Genomic DNA, 15718 nt, shown 5'->3' with positions numbered 1-15718 from the left:
CGTTTCCGCCCGGTTGTGCTCGATCTGCGAGGAGCTCGACGTCGTGCTGGACACCTCCGCCCGCCTGCTCGCGCTGCTGTCACTGCTGCAGTCGCGCCCACGCTGGACCGGCCCCGAGCTTGCTCAACAGCTCGGCGTCGCAGCCCGTACCGTCCGCGCCGACATCGTCCGCTTGCGCGCACTGGGTTACACGGTCGAGGCCGAGGTCGGCCGCGCCGGGCACTACCGGCTCGGTGGCGGTGCGAACCTCCCGCCGCTGCTGCTCGACGACGAGGAGGCCGTAGCCGTCACCATCGGCCTGCGTGCCGGGCTCGCCGGCATCGGCAACTCCGACAGCGGGGCCCGCGCGCTGGCCAAGCTGGAGCGGATCCTGCCGCAGCGCCTGCGTCGTACCGTGGCGGCGCTGCACGACGCGACCGCACAGGCACGGGAGAACACTGACACCGACGCCGATGATCCTGTCGTCGATCCCGCGGTGCTGGCCCGGCTCGCGGCCGCCATCCGTGACCACCGCTCGATCCGCTTCACCACCGCTGCGCCGGGGACCGAACCCGAGGGCCCCGTCCGCCTCGCCGAGGCCTACCGCATGGTCAGCTGGCAGCGCCGGTGGTACGTCGTGGTCCGAGAGCAGCTGCACGACCCGCCCGGCGCGACCTGGACCGTGCTGCGCGTGGACTGGCTCGAGCTCCGCGTCCCCGACGGCCCCGTCTTCACCCCACAACCCGAACCGGAGGACGCGACCGACCTCGTCATGCGCCAGGTGGCGGCAGAAGGGTGGCTCGTACGCGCCCGCATCGCGGTCGACGCACCCGCCGGCGACGTACTCGCACGCATCCACGCCGGCGTCGGCGTGGTCGAGATGACCGACGCCGACCACAGCGTCCTCGTCACCGGCGCCGACAGCCTGGCCACCATCGCCGCCTACATCGGCATGCTTGACCTCGGCTTCCACATCCTCGAACCCGCCGAACTCGTCGATCACGTCCGCAAGCTCGGCGAACGCTACGTCCGCGCCGGCCGAGCAGAACGTCCACCCCGGCGATGGCGCGAATCAGATGTCAGGTCTCATCGGCGATCACGACCGAGTCCGCCCACTTGACCCCCAGATGATTTATCGGCGTCCGACACATTGGACCTAGCGCCCGGTGGTCGCAAGGTGGTCGCAGGACTGCTGAGATCACGTGCCACTCGTCAACATTTACCGGACGGCACACCTGGATCATGGCGAGGTGGGCTATGGCTTCGCAGTTCGCGGGCGGGGTCTCGTAGTCCCGCACGCAGCGGCGGTGCTTGGCGAAGTGCAGATCGTCAAGCGCACCGACGACCTGTCCGGCTTCCAGGTCTGCCCTCGCCGCGGGGTGGTCGAGCGCACTCTGGCCTGGATCGGCGACTCGGTCTGCGGCGACGCGCTGTCCAGTAATCGGACACCGCAGTAAGCTCGTTCTCGTCGAGCCGCTGACGGCGATGGGGGGAGTCGGTGGCCTTCAGCCGTTGTCGCGACCTCATCTGTCGCCCTCTCGGGATACTTCTGTTGGCGCTTGCCTCCATCGCCGCCTGTGGTGGGCCACCGGGTTCTGCCACCGCGGCCTCCCGGCCGGCTCCTGCCTCGTCTGTCGCAGCTCCGTCCACAATCACGGGCCGTACCGAGGCCGTATGTTCGGCGTGGGTTGACTCCGACGCGGCCGCAGCGCGCGTTCTGATGAACGCCGACCTGGGGTCGGGCACGCCTGAGCAGATACAGACCATCGTGAAGGACTTCTGGTCCGCCCAGGAGCCGATCCTGACCTCGATGCAACCCGCTCCCGATCCGATCAAGGCCGACGTCGAGGCACTCCTCGCACTTGCCCACAACGGCGCCTCGACCGGTGACAGCGCCACCTTCACCTCCGATGACCTGCAGACCGCCGACCACAACATCGACCAGTACATGCTTCGGACGTGCGGCTACGGCCAGATCTCGGTCACGGCCACCGACGACGCCTACCAAGGCATCCCCGCCACCATCGGCAGCGGTGCGGTGGCGCTGACGCTGAACAACCGGGGCCGCGAAGCACACCAGGTGCTGATCGTCCGGATCAACGACGGCGTCACCGAGCCGTTCCGCACGCTGCTCGACCTACCTCCCGACCAGCGAATGCAGACGGCCGCCGCGCTGGGCTCGGTCGAGGTCGACCCCGGCCAGGTCGGCACTCTGTTCCTTCGACTCGCTTCCGGACGGTACGGCGTCGGCGACTTCCTCTCACAGGGCTCGACCAGCCTCGACGCACCCGGGAGCGGCGACCCGCACTACGTGTTGGGCCTGCACGCCGAGTTCACCGTCGCCTGATCCCCACCGTGCCGTTGTCAGGCATGAGTGTCTGGCGGGCCCGGGACGCAGCGGCGTTGTGGCGGTATGTGGATGGGCTTCTCGATGAGCTCGGGCTCGATCGCACCCTTCGGCCGGAACCATGGAAGTCCGGCCCAGTCGCCCCGCTCGGTCCGATCGTCGGGTCCCTCCCGGGGCACGTCCGAGTCGAACGTCCAGCCGGTCGGGAGCCGGACGCCGATCGGGTAGACGGTGAGGCCGGTGCGGTCGACGTGGAGTCGAAGGAAGTTCTTGTACGCCTCGTTGGCGCAACCCGCGTACAGCTCGTTGCTGTTGACGCGAAAGTGGTCGGCGATCCACAGGTACACCGCGACCACGAGCGGACCGAGAAGGGCACCCACGGCGGCGCCGAGGACGGCGCGCATCCAGGGGTCGCCGGCGGCGGCCCCGCTCAGCTGCAGCAGCAGGTCGACGACTGCGATCACCACCGCGAGGTGCAGCACGGTGTGCAGCGTCGCGGCGGCTCGTTTACGGCGGCGCGACACCTGCGCCCCGGCGGTGAAGGCGTAGAGGGCGGCGAACACGAGCAGCCCGACCAGCGTCACCGGGAGAAGCGCGGCGACGGTCTGCAGCCGCCCAGCCGGATCGAAGATGCGGTCGGCCGGAACTGCCATGGCCACCAGCGCGTAGGCCGCCGCGGTGACGAGGAAGAAGCCGCGGTTGCGGTAGATCTGGGCGACGATGCGCCCACGTAGCCGACGGGACTCGTCCTTGCTCGGGAACACGTGCCGGAGCTCGAACTGCTTGGGGGCGTCGTCCGACCGCGTCCCGGAGGTGTCCGGGGAAGGGTGTCGGACGGGTGTGTCCAGGTGGTGGGTGGGCGCGAGGTAGGCACCGCCTCCCCCTGCGATGATCTTGCTCTCGTCGTCGGCGGCGGTGTAGCGGGCGTAGAGGTGCAGGTCGCCGGACAGGGTCAGGCGCAGCGCGGCACGATCGCCGATCACGGTGCGCTCGAAGTATTCGAGGACGTCGGGAGCGGTGGGGTCGTCGTGGTGCGTGGCGGTCCAGGTCGGCTTGGCCGCGCAGAGCACGATCTGCGCACCCGGCTGCAGGGCCCGGGCCCGCTCTTCGAAGTAATCGAGCTGACCCGTGTCGATGTCGGTGCCCAGCGCGACGTCGACCGCCCACAGGTGCCAGTTGTGCGGCAGGGCCAGGGCGAAATAGCTGCGCGTCTGGGCACTGCGCCAGCCGCCGATCCAACGGCCCTGACAGAACTGCTTGACGAAACTCGCCAGACCGTCGTACCAGTCGTGGTTGCCCGGGATCGCGAACAACCATCGGGGATGCCATGTCCACGGCAGCACGGAGCGGAACGGGCCGACCAACCGGTTGCGGTACTCCTCCATCGTCGCGAACGGGTAGGCCTGGTCCCCGCCCAGCACGAGCACCGCACCCGCCCGCGTCTCGTGCACCCGCGTCGGCCCGCCCCCGACCGGATCCGGCAGATCCAACCGGTCGCATGCTGCCAACGCGGCGATCGTCGTGGTGGCGTCGAACCCGTCCCCGGCGTCGGCGATGTAGTCCAGCCACAACTCGTCGGTGCCGGTGAAGTCGAACCCTTGCGCGGTCTCCGTCAGGCTCCAGCGGCTCGCCGACGCGGCTCCGTCGACCGGGCGGTCCGGGGACCGGAGGCCGCCGTGGGCCGCGCCCGCCTGTGTCGCCTCCGGAAGGTGCGCGTGGGCGTCGCGCCGGTCGAAGAACTCGGCGAACTTGGTCGACAACGCCACCTGCACGGCAATCAGCATCAGCAGCTTCGGCTCCAGCCACCGGGTCGGTACCTGGGGCACGAACTCGATCTCCTGAGGGGTCGCCGAGGTGGGCCGCTTAACCGGTGGCTCGCCAGGATCCGGACGCAGCAACCCGTGCGGCCAGAGGTGGCCTCGGTCCGAAGACCCGCCCCTCGCGAACGCTCCCGCGGTCTCCTCACCCAACCCGCCACTGTCCACGGCCACCCCTCAGCTCACCCGACGCTGTGAGCGGGCGACCGCCCGAACCGGGTCCTGTCGCGCTCGCTCACGCGCATCGTGTTACCCCGACGCCACACCGATGCCACAGTGCTCTCCCATCGTCGCGGGCGTCTCCGGCGGTACCTCGTCAGGCACGACAGACCTCCTCGCGAGGAGCGAAGGGCACGGCGACGCTCCGCCAGTCCACCTCACTGGCGCTCGCGGCCAGGGAGCAGATCTCACAGAGGCTGTATTCGAAGGTTCGCGACCGGATCTCGTTTCGCACCACGAACGGCACATGCCGATCATCGACGAGTTGGCTGTCAGCTTCTCAATCCTTTTGCCGAGGGTGCCACCGCAGGCGTTACGACCGCCGAGCACACCCGGCTCCGCCGCCGTGGCGCGTATTTTCTCGTGCGATCATGGCAGCATGGCAGGGCGGGGACGAGCACCGCGTAACCACCGCGGCGCGGTCGGCTGGGGTCTGGCGACCGCGATCACTACTTTCCTTCCGATACTAATCGGGCTCCTCACCGCGGATGGCGACGTCTCGACGAGCATCTACGGCTTCGGGGCGCTGGCTGCGATCGCGGCGGCTGCCGTTGCGACGTACAAGTTCGTCGACGACGAGAAGTATCAGACGTCGCTTCGTATCGCCGTACAAGAGATCACACATTCGCGCGAGCAGCTCAAGTTGGAGCGGGCCGACACACAGTTGACGCTGGCCTCCGTAGGGTCAGGGTTGCTCGCGGTGGTGGAACGCAACGACGACGACACGTTGACGACCTTCATCAACTTCCTGCTGACCTCATTGCACGACAGTTTGCGCGATCGTGGGCCGAGTCGGGTCTACTTCCTCCAGAGCCATGTTGCGGCGGTGCCGGACGTGGCGGCAGGGTCCGGCGGCGCGACCCAGGGCGCCTCGTTCTCCCCCAGAGGCGCAGTCATCGGTCATCGAGGCACCCAACTCACGTGGGCGATTGCACCTGGAACGCCCGACGAGAAGGTCGCGATCGACATCCTGAGCAGGAATCCTCCCTGGCGGGATGGCTCCTTGCTGGTGGCGGACGTCAGCAACCCCGTATGGTCGCGTTTCGCAGAGCTCAGGCCACGGACTACGACGACGAGGATCCCGAATACGGGAAGCTCAAGAGCTGGTGTCGCTTCGGCGTGATCGGAGCTACCCGACAACTGGGGCTGCTGTGCGTGGACGCCTGGCGTCCGAACGCACTATCCGGGCCCGAGGACGAGAGCCTGATCGAGGCCTTCGCGACACTCCTCGCCGCGGGCCTGGTCCTCCGAGCGGGGATCACATCCTCGCTCTCCGCGGCCACCCGATCGGCAACCAGGATGAGTCGAGGGCCGGCAAGGTCATGGCCCGGCCGCCGCGCCGATCAAATCGGTCACCTGCTGGAGTCGCGCTCCGACGAGCCGAAATGATCGCCGTCGCAGCTACCGCCCACCGCGTCCTTGGCTTCCCGCGCCATGCGCGAGCGCAATTTCTTCTTCGCGGCTTCCAACGTCTCGCTCACGACACCTGAACCCGTGAGCAGACCGAGTGCGATTGCAGCCGGGTCCACAAGAAGTACGGTACACGGGGTACAGGCCGATGTACCGCCTCGTCCGGACCGCCCAACCCCGGCTCTGGCCACGAACCCGCACTTCCCCGCCGCAGCTCGACCAGCGAGGCGTCTCGCGAGGGCCCGCTGAAGGGGCCGATCCTGCCGGGCGGTGCTTTCCACCGGGCGCTGGCGGGGCGACGATCTGGTGCATGGCCCACGACGACCGACCCGACCCGCCAGCGGTATACGCCGCACTCGGTGACTCGATCTCCATCGACGAGTACGCCGGCGGACCGGGGCAAGGCGGGGCGAGTCTGTTCGCGCGCAACCGCGACGACACCTTCCCCCACTGGCACGGGCGCGACCTGGCCACCCGCAACCCGGGATTGCGCTATCACCTGTTCGCCGCCGACGGCGGCACGACCGAGACCGTTCTGGACCACCAGCTTCCCCGGTTGGAACGATCGGGCGCCGCGCCCACCGTCGCGACTCTCACCGTCGGCGGCAACGACCTACTCGGCGTTTATGGCGATACCCCAAGCGCACGACGGGTCATCGGGGTCGTGCGCCGGCGGGTCGGACAGACACTGCGCCGGCTCCGACCGCTCATGCGCAGCCCGAACGCCCCGATCATCGTGGGCACGGTCTACGACCCCAGTGACGGCACCGGCGACGCCGGGCGCGTCGGCCTGCCACCCTGGCCCGCCGTCGTCGACCTCCTCGCCGCGCTCAACACCGAACTCGCGTCCGTGGCCGCCGAGCATGCCGCCCACGTCGCCGACATCCACCGGCACTTTCTCGGCCACGGACTCCGACGCGGCAATCCCGCACAGACCCACCCCCGACCCGCGGACCCCAACCTCTGGTACTGCAACGTGATCGAGCCCAACGCCTGGGGCGCCGACGGCGTGCGCGCCGCGTTCTGGCAGGCCCTCCACAGCTGACCACACCCCCGGGCCCGCGGGATCAGCGCAGCTCCCGCTTGCCTTCGCCCAGACTTCGGATCACGACCAACCTGTATCGCTCGCGATAGATCGTGTCCGATACATCGTGTAGGTCGGTACACCGCAGCCCGTGCTCACTGTCTCCGGTCAGTACAACCATCACCGTCTCGGCTGCCACCGCCCCAATGATTTCACTAGCTGCTGGGCCTCCCGAGCAGCCTGCTGCGCCTTCTCAGCGGCATGCGTCCTCTCCGCCGCCTGCTCGCGCAGCTGCTGCGCCTTCTCGACGGCCTGCTCGCGCAGGTGCTGCGCCTTCTCGACGGCCTGCTCGCGCAGCTGCTGCGCCTTCTCGACGGCCTGCGCACGTTCCTGCGCCCTGGCCGCGGCGCGACCGCGTGCCTTCTCAGCCTTGTCCTGGACCCGACCCATGGACGCGGCCTCAGCGCTCAGCGCGTCGACCGTATCGTCGACAAGGTTGCGCGCCTGCTGGTCCAGGGCGCCGACCGCACCATCCGCGGTCCCGGGTGACCGCCGGCTCCATCGACGACGAAGCCACAACACCAGCAGAACGAATGCCACGGCGCCTACTGCCTTGCCCTGGTTCGCCTGCGTCACCTGCGGCGCCCTCTCAGCAGCCCGCACCCGGATCTGCTGCGCCTTCTCGGCGGCCTGAGCCCGAACCTGCGGAGCCTTCTCCATCACTTGACCGCGCAGCTGCGCCGCCTTCGCTGCGGCTTGAGCGCGAACCTGCTGAGCCTTGTTCTGATTGCCATTCTCGGCGTCAACGTTGCGCTCAAGCGCATCCGCACTCTCCCCGAGATCGCGAGAGCTGTCGTTGACCTCGGTCGGAAGCACTACGGGATCACCGAGAGGATCATCGGGTCGCTGACCGACCGGTCGATCCGCAGGAGGCTGAGAGGAACTCATTGCTACATCCACTCCTTCACATAGTTGTGATCGCGCGCTGTCTGCTGACGGTCGGTAACAGCCGAGTCAAGGTCGACATGGTCGTACCGCAATCGCTTACGAGGCGAACGGGTAGCCAGACTGGGCGCGACCACATCTAGCCTTAGCAGTCCAGTAATCCCTACCCAGCACTCTGATCGGGCCGGACCAGTCCGCCGGTGGACGAGCACCGAACCGACCATGCTGCTCACCCGTTCCGGGTGGCTCCCTCATAGCGAAGCATTACCCCAGCTTGACATCGTCTACCCCGCTCCAGCACCCCAAAGCACGCGGTCCACCTCCATGCGATGTGATGATGTATGTCGCCGACCCGCCCTGCCGGGTCACGGTCGCCCGCAATGGGATTCCGGGACGCCGTTGTGCGGCACGTCGTCAGGCGACATGCCCGTGTTCGGGCCGGTATCCAGGGGACGCTGCGTCTTCTACCGAGAGGGTTTAGCGTCTCCTGGTGAGTGGGCTCAGCGCGGGTCGTGGACGTCGGGGGCGGTGTCGACCTCGATCTCCTCCCGGCGGACCTGACCGCCGAGCGTCTGCTGCTCGGTGATGGCCTGCTTGCCGAGACGGACCCGCTCGACGGGCACCGTCTCGCTCCTGACCACAGGGCGCTCCTCGTACAGGGTGACCACGTGCTCGTCGCCGGACCGGACCTCCTCGCCGAACCGGACGCGGTCAGATACCTCGGCCCCGATCTCCGGCCGGGTCTCCCCCGTTGCGGCGCCACCGGCCGCGACGGTGGGGCTCAGGTCTGCGGCCGGCTCCCGCTCCAGACGGATCTCTTCGCGCCGCACCGGCACGGTGATCTGCTGGTACTCGGTGACGACGTGCTTGCGCAGCCGGACACGGGTGTTCGGCTGCGACTCGGTCCGTACCCGCAGTTGCTCGTGGGAACGGGTCATGGCGTCGTCGGTGACCGGACCGGCGGTGCCCCGCTCCCTGGACGTTTCATCGGTGCGGCCTATGCCGCCCACTGCCCGGTCCGCCGCCAGGCCCGCGGCGGGGTGAGGGCCCGGGTCGCCGTAGGGCACCCCGTAGTGGCCGAATAGGTCGATCTCGTCCTGCGGACTCAGCTCCTGGCCAGGGTCGTGGTGTGGCGCGGTCTTGAGCTGCTGCTTGTTGAAGGGGACGTGCAAGTCCTCGCCTCGCAACTCCGCCGCCGCCAACGGGACCAGCGAGACATGCGAGCCGAACAAGCCGGTTCGCACCGCGATCCAGGCAGGGTGATCGGTGTTGTTGTCGTAGTACACCGCGCCCACCGTGCCCAACTTCGTGCCGTCGACCCCGATCACCGTGGCCTTGTTCAGTCGCTTCGAGTTGTTGATGTCGATCGCCATCGTCGGAGATCCCCCTCGTGCGGCCGTTGCGGCCATATGTCGCAGCAGGCAGTGGTTTCATGTGCCGCGGACAGGTGAGGGGTCACCGACAGCCTCCCGGCACAAACATCCGCCGCCGGTCAGCGCGGACGAACTGAACCGGGGTGCCGGTCGGCGGCATTGATCGTCTCGCATCGGAAGGTGAAGCCCGATGGCGGGAGCGGCCGGGCGGTCGCTCGACACCTCCGCAAAGGGTTTGCATCGGCGCGAGAGGGCAACCCTTACACCGTAAGCCAGTGCTGGCCGCGGGGCGACCCAGCGTTCGATGCAGATCGGAGGCACCGATGGTGGCTCGAGCCGAACTGCGTGACCGACAGGTCATTCTTGAGCAGGTCGCGGCGCTGCGTGAGTGCGTGGCGAGGTCGGCGGGCGAGTTCGAGAACGGCGCCCTGGCGGCACTGCACTGGTTGCTGAACGGCGGCCCCGGCCCGGTCACCGGTGAGACCGGCCGCCCTCCGGCCATGGCCCGGACGATCGTGCGCGAACTCGCCGCGGCCGAAGCTGTGATCTACGGGACGACGACGCAACGGACCGACTTCGCTCGCGGTGTCGAGCATGCCCTGATGTGGGCGCAGTTCGTCACATGCTCCACGCCCGCCGGGAACCCCGGCGGCCCGGATGGCGAGAACGTACGCGCTGGCCGGTGACACAGCCGGGACCCATTACTTGCAACAGTCCTTCCGTGGATCTGTTGGCCGCCACTCCGAAGGCGCCCGTACGACGGGATCAGCGACGACGAGGCCGTGAGCGTGAAGAAGGCCGCGCTCGCGAGGACCCTCAGCTGGTCGGCTACGGCGACACCTCTGCTTGACCTGCTGCTGAACCACTCGAGACGGGGACCGGGCGTTCAGGGGCGGGAGTTGCGGGTGCCGTGTCTACCCCGTCGGAGGCGCGAGATTCGGGGGTACGGGAGCCGGGGGCGCGGGAGCGGAAGGGCCACCGACCTGGCCCCGGCAGGCGTCGACCTCGCGCTGCAGCTCGTCACGCAGCCGCCTCACCTCGTCGAGGACATGCCGGAGCGCGGCTGGGTCCAGGGCACCGACTGCCCGAGCCGCTGCGTCGAGCTGTGCGAGCAGATCGCTGCCTAGCTGGGCGATTCCAACACAAGACGTCGGCACGACGGGCGGGGATGTCGTCGGCGGTGCCGCCATCGGTGGTGGCGCTGCGGGAGGTGGATCGGGCTCGGTCGCTGACCGCCAGACGTAGCCGAGACCGACACCCACCACGAGGGCTGCGGCAACCGCCAGGAGGAGCATCCAGCCGCGACGTCGCGGACCTCTGGGTGCGTCTTCGTCCTCGTCGTAGTCGCGCATGCTCCCCCGGTTGCGCAGTCGCCCCTCTGAACCGATCTCCTTGCGGAGGTCTTCCAGCAGTTGCCGGGAGCGTATGCGGGTGACACGGTCGGCGCATCGTGACGGGACGGAGGGGCGCCGGTGGTCTCCGAGCTGGCGCTGCTGCCGAGTGATCGGACGCTACGCCGGTGGAATCGCACGGCGGCGGTGTACATGCTCGCGTCGCCGGCGGTGGATGCGGCGGTGGGATGGCCGCTCTGGTCGCTCGCGGAGTTGCACCCCAGCCTGCCGGAGGCCGCGGACGCGTTGACCCTGACCGCCGGTGCCGTCGCCGTCGCGATCGCGCTGCTTCCGACCCTCCCCCTCATCGTGGTGTACCTCCCCCTGCGCGCGGCCAGCGCGCGCGAAGTCACCACCCTGCAGCAGAAGCTGGCCGGGCCGGTCGACGCGCTGCTCGTCGAGCACGTGGCCCACGCGGCGCTGAGCCGAGTGGCGTACTCCGAGCTGCGGCAGGTCTCGGATCGGCCGTGGCAGGACGGCGAGCAGGGACGGCACCGGCCACTTGGCGCGGCCGAGCTGAAGCGGCTGGGCCTCGGGCCGTCGGCGGGGTGGGCGGACACCGGCCCCGGCTCGGAGCTCGACCGTGGCTGAGCCACGGCGGCGCCTACTCGTCCACGGTTACGCCACCCTCGTCGTGCGCGGCCGGTGGGCCGTCCTGGCTCTCGTCGCGATCAGCACTTACCTCGCCGTCACGCAGCTACCGGGGCTGGCCGGCTCGCAGGCGGGGCTCTCGGGCCTGATCGATCAGGGGAACCCGGCCATCACCGCCGAGGTCGACGCGGTACAGCGGTTCGGACTGCCGCTCCTGAGCCGCACGGTCGTCGTGCAGCGCGACCCCGAGGGACTTGACCCGTTCGTCCAGGCCGACTCGGCGCTACGAGCACTGGAGCTCGACAAGCGCACCCTGGACGCGGGCGGCAAGCCCGACAGCGAGCTGCTGCTGGCCTACCCGCTCGCCAACAACCCGTTGCTGTTCCCCGAGGCAGCCGAACGCAACACGACGCTCGTCACCTACCTGTTCATCGCGCCGACGGCCAACCTCGGCGAGCAGGACGTGATCGCCGCCGACTACGCGACGCGCCTGGAGCGACCCGACGGCGGGTTGGTCGGCTCCACCGGCACGGTCCCCGTCCAGGTCGCGCAGGGTCGGATCGTGACTGACCGGCTGCCGGTCGTCGAGCTGGCCACCCTCGGTGCGATCGCGCTCATCGTGGGCCTCTACTTCAGCTCGGCGGCCGCACCCATGATCACTCTGCTCAGCGCGGGCACCGGCTACCTCGTCACCGACCGGCTGCTCGGGCTGGTCGGTGAGGTCACCGGGCTCAGCGCGCCCAGCCAGCTGCAGCCGGTGGTGGTGGCGCTCATCCTCGGTATCACCACCGACTACTCGATCTTCTTCCTGTCCGGCATGCGCCGCCGTCTGCGCGAGGGCCTGTCGGGCCGGGACGCCACGCACGAGGCGGTGGTGGAGTACCTGCCCATCGTCTTCGTCGCCGGGCTGACCGTCACCGCCGGGGTCGCGACGCTGATCGTCGCAGATTCCGCGCTGTTCCAGGCCTTCGGGCCGGGCCTGGCGATAACGGTGCTGACCGGGCTGGTGGTGTCGATCACGCTGGTGCCCGCGCTGCTCGCGGTGTTGGGCCACTGGACGTTCTGGCCGGTCCGCCAGAATCCGACCCCGGCGGGCGGGCAGCCCGTGCCGTTCGACCGGCCGGTCCCTCCCGGGCGCTTCCTGCGCGCGGTAGGACACCGCCCGGTGGCAGCACTGGTCACCGCGGTTGTGGTGGGTCTGCTCGTGGTCGCGGCACTCCCACTCGGCGGGCTGCGGGCGGCGGTATCGCCGGTGGCCGCGCTGCCCGCCGACGACCCGGTGCGCGAGGCCGCGGACGCCGCAGCGGCGGGGTTCGGGCCTGGGATCCTCGCTCCGACCGCGCTGGTCGTGTCCGCCCCGGGCATCACCGACGACCAGCGGTTGGCCGCACTGGAGCGGTTGCTCGACGCGCAGCCGGAGGTGGCCGCGGTGCTCGGGCCGCGGGACCAGCCGCTGCCGCTCCCGCTGGGGCTGTTCCTCGCCCCGGACGGTGGCGCGGCGCGCTACCTGCTGATCCTCGACAGCGACCCGCTCGCTGCCGAAGCGATCGACGGGCTGCGCGCCCTGCGGCAGCGCATGCCCGCGTTGCTCACCAGCGTCGGGCTGACTGAAGCAGAAACCTCCTGGACCGGCGACACCGCGCTGGGCCTGTCGCTGGTCGACGGCGCCCGACAGGACCTCGTGCGCGTCGCCGTGGCCGTTGTGATCGTGGACCTGGTGCTGCTGATGGTGTTCCTGCGTGCCTTGGTCGCCCCTCTGTACCTGCTGACCACGAGCGTTCTCGCGGTGGGCGCGGCCCTGGGATTGACCACGTGGGTGTTCCAGGACCTGCTCGGGCGGGACGGCATCATCTTCTACGTCCCCTTCGCCGCAGCGGTTCTGCTGGTGTCGCTGGGGTCGGACTACAACATTTTCAGCGTCGGCTACATCTGGGAGGAGGCTGGGCGGCGGCGCTCCCTGGCCGACGCGCTCGCCGTCGCAGTGCCCCGATCGACTCGGGCGATCAACGCAGCCGGCATCACCCTGGCCGTCAGCTTCGCGCTGGTCGCGCTCATTCCCCTCGCGCCCTTTGAGGAACTCGCCTTCGCCGTAGCCGTCGGGGTCCTCATCGACGCGTTCGTTGTGCGCTCGCTGCTCGTCCCCGCTCTGGTCTCGCTCGTCGGCCGAGCCAGCGGTTGGCCGGGGCGCCGCCTTGCCCGATTCGGCGACCCGCGCCGCCGCTGACGCGGCCCACTTCGAGAACGAGGGCTACTGCGACGTCGCCGCAGTGAGTGAGAAGCTGACGCTGTTGGCGATCGAGGCGATCTCCTCGACCTTCTGCTCGTCCTGCACACGTTGTCCATGGCCCCACTCGACGACCCGGAGGCGCAGCGTCAGCTCGTCCTAGCCGTGCCACGCTCGCGCAAACGATCACCGGCAGCCCGTCGGGCCCGACCAGATCCACGCCCTGGGCGCGGCCGATGAGTTCGTGGCTCGCGGCCGGTCCAAGCTCGCAACATCCTAGGAAAGGACACCACGATGTCAGAGCTTCTCGTCGACTTCATCACCTCCCTCGACGGCTACGCATCGGGAGAGGGCTGGCCCGGGTTCTGGGGCCTCGAGGGCCCGGAGTACCTCGCTTGGCTCGGCGAGCAGCCCGAGGTCACGTACCTGATGGGAGCGAACACCTACCGGCTGATGTCGGGCTTCGCCGCGGGCGAGATCCCGAATGGCCAAGACGGGTTCAGGGCCGAGGAAGAGGCGTCCGTCGACGAGCTCACGCAAGCGTCCAAGGTGGTGTTCTCCTCCTCGCTCGAGGAGCCACTGGCGTGGGCCAACTCCACGCTCGTCCGCGACGACGCCGTCGAAGCGGTCCGCGCCATGAAGAAGAACGGCTCGGGGCTCCTCAGCACGATCGGCAGCCTCAGCCTGTGCCGGACCCTACTGAAAGCCGGACTCGTCGACCGCTTCCGGGTCGGAATGTTCCCGGTGATCACCGGGGCCACGGGCGCAGAACGCATCTACGACGGCTACCCCGACGTCGCCCTCGAGATGATCGAGCACCGGACCTTCGACGGCCGCATCCAGCTGGTCGAGTACAAGCCACGGGTGCTCGAGCACCCGCCGCTCGGCGCCCCTGCGTGACGTCGCCCCGTCCGCGCCGGTGCAGCCGGTCCCACACCCCGGCGGCCTGCCAGGCCCGGAGCCGCCGCCAAGCGGTGTGCCCGGACCCGTAGCCCAGCTGCAGCGGAAGATCTCGCCAGCGGCAGCGGTCAGCGACACCCACCGAAGCTCGTCCCTCGGTCCGCGGGGTTCCTCGCCTCACGATGACGCCTCGACGGCGCCGGTGCTGTGCAGCCGTAACCTGACCGGTCGCCGGCATTCCGGCCACATTGTTTTCCGGCAGGTTGCTAATACTTCGTCTGCCGGCATACCTCAAATCAAGCTGGGCTGCGCTACGTCGACGGGGATCCCACTCGTCGGATACTCGGGCGTATGCCACAGGTCGATGGGTAAGCCTTGCCCGGATCTACCAACCATCTGAGGGGACAGCACATGATCGGCGAGAGCCAGGTTCAGAGCCTCATCGGCGCCACCGCCTACGACCCGTCCGGCGACAAGATCGGAAAGATCGGCCAGATCTACTACGACGACGACTCCAACCAGCCCAGGTGGGCCACGGTGAGCACCGGGCTGTTCGGCACCAACGAGACCTTCGTGCCGGTGCAGGACGCCGAGCTCACCGGTGACCGAGTCACCCTCGCCTACGACAAGGCGACGATCAAGGACGCGCCGAGCATCGCCGAGGACGGCCACCTGTCCCCCGAGGAGGAGCAGCAGCTCTACCGCCACTACGGCCTCGGCTACGGCACCTCCGGCACCAACACGACCCAGACCGCCGCCCAGAACACCTATGCCGCCGACACCTCGGAGCGCGGCGTGCGCGATCGGGATCTGGACGGCGACGGGGTCAGCGACCGTCTCGAGAGCGGCACCGTCGGTCGCGACACCTCGGGACCGACCACCGACGACGCCATGACCCGCTCGGAGGAGCAGCTGCGCGTCGGCACCGAGACCCGCGAAGCCGGCCGCGCGCGACTGCGCAAGCACGTGGTCACCGAGCACCAGCAGACCACCGTCCCCGTCTCGCACGAAGAGGTCACCCTCGAGCGCGAGCCGATCACCGACGCCAATCGCGGCGACGCCTACGACGGCCCCGCGATCTCCGAGGAGGAGCACGAGGTCACCCTGCACGCCGAACGCCCAGTGGTCGACACCGAAGCCGTCGCGGTCGAGCGCGTCCGGCTGGGCAAGGAGACCGTCACCGACCAGGAGACCGTCGGCGGCGAGGTCCGCAAGGAGGAAGTCGAGCTCGACAAGGGCCACAACGCCGACCGCGACAACCTCCGCTGACCCTCAAGCAGACAGCATCGCCAGCGCCGGCCCCGGGACGATGATGGTCGTCACCGGGCGCCGTTGCTGCGCAGCAGCGCGGGCACGGTGCGGAGCAGGATATCGGCATCCGACCGCAGTGAACGGCTTTCGACGTAGCGGACGTCCAGGCGGAGCATGTCCAGCGTCCCCAGCGTGCTGCGGCCGCTGACCTGCCACAGGCCGGTGAGGCCGGGCGGCACGCTGAAGC

At 69.3% G+C, this 15718-nt stretch carries 15 protein-coding genes and 1 pseudogene; 10 read left to right on the top strand and 6 right to left on the bottom strand.

Features of this window, described 5'->3' with window-relative positions; translation table 11 throughout:
- Positions 1-43 precede the first annotated feature (43 nt).
- From RM445_RS24165 to RM445_RS24155, 3 genes are all read left to right on the top strand, one after another.
- Entirely contained in the window at positions 44-1099 is a 1056-nt protein-coding gene (locus RM445_RS24165) for a helix-turn-helix transcriptional regulator (protein ID WP_311559128.1), read from the top strand.
- Between the two features lie 82 nt (positions 1100-1181).
- Positions 1182-1436: a hypothetical protein gene (locus RM445_RS32475; RefSeq protein WP_397469390.1), complete on the top strand. Its 255-nt coding sequence runs from the start codon at positions 1182-1184 to the stop codon at positions 1434-1436.
- A 263-nt stretch (positions 1437-1699) separates the two neighbouring features.
- Positions 1700-2326: a hypothetical protein gene (locus RM445_RS24155; protein ID WP_311559127.1), complete on the top strand. Its 627-nt coding sequence runs from the start codon at positions 1700-1702 to the stop codon at positions 2324-2326.
- 17 nt (positions 2327-2343) lie between these two features.
- Here RM445_RS24155 and RM445_RS24150 read toward each other — a convergent pair whose 3' ends face one another.
- Positions 2344-4152, bottom strand: coding sequence for a hypothetical protein (locus RM445_RS24150; RefSeq protein WP_311559126.1), 1809 nt, complete (start codon positions 4150-4152; stop codon positions 2344-2346).
- A gap of 457 nt (positions 4153-4609) precedes the next feature.
- Here RM445_RS24150 and RM445_RS24145 point away from each other — a divergent pair, with 457 nt between their 5' ends.
- Positions 4610-5485 (top strand): hypothetical protein, encoded by an 876-nt coding sequence (locus RM445_RS24145; protein ID WP_311559125.1) that lies wholly within the window; start codon positions 4610-4612, stop codon positions 5483-5485.
- A 229-nt stretch (positions 5486-5714) separates the two neighbouring features.
- On the opposite strand, the gene RM445_RS24140 is transcribed toward RM445_RS24145, so the two are convergent.
- Positions 5715-5843, bottom strand: coding sequence for a hypothetical protein (locus tag RM445_RS24140; protein WP_311559124.1), 129 nt, complete (start codon positions 5841-5843; stop codon positions 5715-5717).
- Positions 5844-6082: 239 nt separating this feature from the next.
- Here RM445_RS24140 and RM445_RS24135 point away from each other — a divergent pair, with 239 nt between their 5' ends.
- Positions 6083-6817 (top strand): SGNH/GDSL hydrolase family protein, encoded by a 735-nt coding sequence (locus RM445_RS24135; protein ID WP_311559123.1) that lies wholly within the window; start codon positions 6083-6085, stop codon positions 6815-6817.
- 159 nt (positions 6818-6976) lie between these two features.
- Here the strand turns inward: RM445_RS24135 and RM445_RS24130 are convergent, their stop codons facing one another.
- Complete coding sequence (locus RM445_RS24130) at positions 6977-7672, bottom strand: hypothetical protein (RefSeq protein ID WP_311559122.1); 696 nt, start codon at positions 7670-7672, stop codon at positions 6977-6979.
- Between the two features lie 569 nt (positions 7673-8241).
- A complete protein-coding gene (locus RM445_RS24125; RefSeq protein ID WP_311559121.1) occupies positions 8242-9114 on the bottom strand; it encodes a PRC and DUF2382 domain-containing protein in 873 nt (290 codons plus the stop codon).
- Between the two features lie 275 nt (positions 9115-9389).
- On the opposite strand from RM445_RS24125, the gene RM445_RS24120 reads away from it, so the two are divergent.
- The 4 genes from RM445_RS24120 to RM445_RS24105 all read left to right on the top strand — a co-directional run bounded on the left by RM445_RS24120 (position 9390) and on the right by RM445_RS24105 (position 14220).
- The gene (locus tag RM445_RS24120) at positions 9390-9800 is read left to right on the top strand and encodes a hypothetical protein (protein WP_311559120.1); all 411 of its coding nucleotides are present in this window, start codon (positions 9390-9392) and stop codon (positions 9798-9800) included.
- Between the two features lie 786 nt (positions 9801-10586).
- The gene (locus tag RM445_RS24115; RefSeq protein ID WP_311559119.1) at positions 10587-11096 is read left to right on the top strand and encodes a hypothetical protein; all 510 of its coding nucleotides are present in this window, start codon (positions 10587-10589) and stop codon (positions 11094-11096) included.
- Positions 11089-13320 (top strand): MMPL family transporter, encoded by a 2232-nt coding sequence (locus RM445_RS24110; protein WP_311559118.1) that lies wholly within the window; start codon positions 11089-11091, stop codon positions 13318-13320. Before RM445_RS24115 ends, RM445_RS24110 begins: the two co-directional genes overlap by 8 nt.
- Before the next feature lie 294 nt (positions 13321-13614).
- The gene (locus RM445_RS24105) at positions 13615-14220 is read left to right on the top strand and encodes a dihydrofolate reductase family protein (RefSeq protein ID WP_311559117.1); all 606 of its coding nucleotides are present in this window, start codon (positions 13615-13617) and stop codon (positions 14218-14220) included.
- Positions 14221-14235: 15 nt separating this feature from the next.
- On the opposite strand, the pseudogene RM445_RS24100 reads toward RM445_RS24105, so the two are convergent.
- Positions 14236-14341 (bottom strand): annotated as a pseudogene (locus RM445_RS24100) (transposase); the annotation flags it as partial.
- A gap of 290 nt (positions 14342-14631) precedes the next feature.
- On the opposite strand from RM445_RS24100, the gene RM445_RS24095 reads away from it, so the two are divergent.
- The gene (locus RM445_RS24095; RefSeq protein WP_311559116.1) at positions 14632-15489 is read left to right on the top strand and encodes a PRC and DUF2382 domain-containing protein; all 858 of its coding nucleotides are present in this window, start codon (positions 14632-14634) and stop codon (positions 15487-15489) included.
- A 50-nt stretch (positions 15490-15539) separates the two neighbouring features.
- On the opposite strand, the gene RM445_RS24090 is transcribed toward RM445_RS24095, so the two are convergent.
- Entirely contained in the window at positions 15540-15710 is a 171-nt protein-coding gene (locus RM445_RS24090) for a sugar transferase (RefSeq protein ID WP_311559230.1), read from the bottom strand.
- Positions 15711-15718 lie beyond the last annotated feature (8 nt).

It is taken from the genome of Pseudonocardia charpentierae, from assembly GCF_031845345.1.
GTDB classification, from domain to species: domain Bacteria; phylum Actinomycetota; class Actinomycetes; order Mycobacteriales; family Pseudonocardiaceae; genus Pseudonocardia; species Pseudonocardia charpentierae.
Note: the sequence above shows the minus strand (reverse complement) of the source record. Positions and strands in the feature narration are given on the sequence as shown.